This is a genomic window from Alistipes sp. CHKCI003, assembly GCF_900021155.1.
Taxonomy (GTDB): Bacteria; Bacteroidota; Bacteroidia; order Bacteroidales; family Rikenellaceae; genus Alistipes; species Alistipes excrementavium.
On the sequence record NZ_FCNT01000066.1, the window covers coordinates 1 to 2789 of the forward strand.

At 67.4% G+C, this 2789-nt stretch carries 1 protein-coding gene; it reads left to right on the forward strand.

The annotated features are described in order from the left end of the window. The first annotated feature begins 167 nt into the window (after positions 1-167). Entirely contained in the window at positions 168-2561 is a 2394-nt protein-coding gene (locus BN3659_RS09155; RefSeq protein WP_091536401.1) for a TonB-dependent receptor, read from the forward strand. The last annotated feature ends 228 nt before the right edge of the window (positions 2562-2789 follow it).

The window sequence follows — 2789 nt, forward strand, 5'->3', positions numbered from 1 at the left end:
GCATCGCCCCGGCCCCGGCGTGGGCGAACGGACCGCCTCCCCCCGGCCGCGAAATCCTCCTGCGTCTTCCCGCCGGGCGGGTTTCGAAGCGAAACGGACGTTCCGCCCTCCTGTCGCGGGGCATTCGAACGAAAATCCTACGGTTTTTGCTATATTTGTCCGATGGTATGAACCGAATCCGCATTTTCCGACATCTCGTCCTCTTGCTGCTGCTGAGCCGTGCGGCGGCCGCCCCGGCTGCGCCCGAGAGCTATCCGGTGCGCGGGCGCGTGATCGACCGCCTCACGCGCCAGCCGGTCGCCTATGCCGCCGTGGTCATCGCCGGACAGGAGGCCACGGGCGCTTCGACCGACTCGCTCGGCCGCTTCACGATCGAACGGGTGAAGCCGGGCATCTACCGCCTTTCGGCCTCGTCCTTGGGCTACAAAAGCCTGCTTACGCCCGAGTACGTCGTCTCGGCCGGCACGCCCTTCATCGAAATCGAGCTCGAACCCGACGCTCAGGAGCTCGAAGCCGTCTCGATCACCCCTTCGCCGTTCCGCCGCTCGGTCGAAAGCCCCGTCAGCATGCACGTGATCGGCGTGCGCGAGATCGAGAAGAGCCCGGGTTCGAACCGCGACATTTCGCGCATCGTCCGCTCGTACCCGGGCGTGTCGTTCTCGCCCGTGGGCTATCGCAACGATCTGATCGTCCGCGGCGGCGGTCCGGCGGAGAACCGCTTCTACATGGACGGGATCGAAATCCCGAACATCAACCACTTCGCCACGCAGGGCGCCACGGGCGGCCCCGTGAGCATCGTCAACGCCGACCTGATCCGCGAGATCAGCTTCTACACGGGCGCCTTCCCCGCCGACCGCTCGGGAGCGCTCAGCTCGGTGCTCGACTTCCGGCTGCGCGACGGCGACCCCGTGAAGCAGACTTTCAAGGCCACGCTCGGCGCCTCGGAGGTCTCGCTGAGCGGCAGCGGCCACATGAGCGAACGGACGACCTACCTCTTCTCGGTCCGTCAGTCCTACCTGCAACTCCTGTTCAAGCTGCTGGGGCTGCCCTTCCTGCCGAACTTCATCGACGGCCAGCTCAAGATCAAGACCCGCCTCTCGGAGTCGGACGAGCTGATCTTCCTCGGCCTGACGGGCATCGACAACATGCGTCTCAACACCGACGAGAAGGGCGAAGAGGCCGAATATCTGCTGAGCTACCTGCCCCGCATCCGGCAGGAGACCTTCACCCTCGGCGCCTCGTGGCGCCACTATGCGGGGCGGCACGTGCAGACCGTTACGGCCAGCCACAACTACCTCAACAACCGCAACACCAAATACCTCCGCAACGACGACTCCTCGGAGGACCGCCTCACGCTGCGGCTCCGCTCCGTGGAGCAGAAGACGACCCTGAAGGCCGAGAACCGCTCCTACCTCGGACGCTGGACCCTGCGCGAAGGCGTCGAGCTGAACTACATGCAATACACCAATGCCACCTTCCAGCGCCTCTTCCGCGAGGAGGCCGTATTGTCGGACTACCGCACGGGTCTGGGCATCGTCGGCTGGGGTCTTTTCGCCGGCGCGGACTATACGTCGGCCGACCGGCGGCTGACCCTCTCGGCCGGCCTTCGGACCGACGGATGCGACTATTCGCCGCGCATGCAGCAGTTCTGGCGGCGGCTCTCGCCCCGCGCGTCGGCCTCCTACGCGCTGAGCGATGCGTGGTCCGTGAGCGCCAGCGCGGGCATCTACTACCAGCTCCCGCCCTACACGGCCCTCGGATTCAAGGATGCGTCCGGCACGCTCGTCAACCGCGGGCTCGACTACCAGCGGGTCGTCGAGACCTCGGCGGGATTCGACTGGCGCCTGCGCGACCGCCTCATCGTCTCGGTCGAGGGATTCTGCAAATTCTACGACCGCATGCCTCTCTCGGTCGACCACGGCATACCGCTGGCCTGCGAGGGCAACGACTACGGTACGGTCGGGGCCGAGGCGCTGGTGCCGACGGCCGAGGGACGCGCCTACGGCGTCGAAGCGCTCGCAAAATGGCAGATCGCCGGCAAGGTCGATCTGGTGGGCTCCGTTACGCTCTTCCGCAGCGAGTACCGCAGCGACCGCCGCGCCCGCTACATCCCCTCGGCATGGGACAACCGCTTCGTGGTCAACCTCAGCGGCACCTACGACCTGCCCCGTGCGTGGAGCGTCGGCGCCAAGCTGAGCGGCGTGGGCGGCGCGCCCTACACGCCCTACGACGTCGAAAAGTCGTCGCTCGTCGAGGCGTGGGACGCTCAGGGCCGGCCCTACCTCGACTACGCGCGCTACAACAGCCGGCGGCTCGACGCCTTTTTCCAGCTCGACGTGCGGGTGGACAAAATCTTCTACTTCCGGCGCTGCATGCTGGGCATCTACCTCGACCTGCAAAACGTTACGGCCAGCAAACTCCGCCAGCCGGACGTGCTGATGTCGACGGGCGTCGTCGCCAATCCCTCGGCCCCCGCCTCGGAGCAGCGCTACGTCATGAAAACGATCCGGCAGCAGAGCGGCACGCTGCTGCCTGCGCTGGGCCTCACCGTGGAATTTTGAACCGCTGTCCGATGAACCGCCGTCCCGCCATCCCGTTCCGCACGAGCTCCCGCCGCCCGGCAGGGCGGAGCGGTCCGTGCGACACGCCCCGCCGGTCGGCGCGCCCCGCCGCTGCGGAGCCGAAGAGCGCCTGCCGGAACGACCTGCCGGGCGCCCGCGCCCTCGTCGCACGGACCGCTCCGCTCCCGAGCTCCGTCTCCCGCGCAGAGCGGCCGTCCGGCATACGGC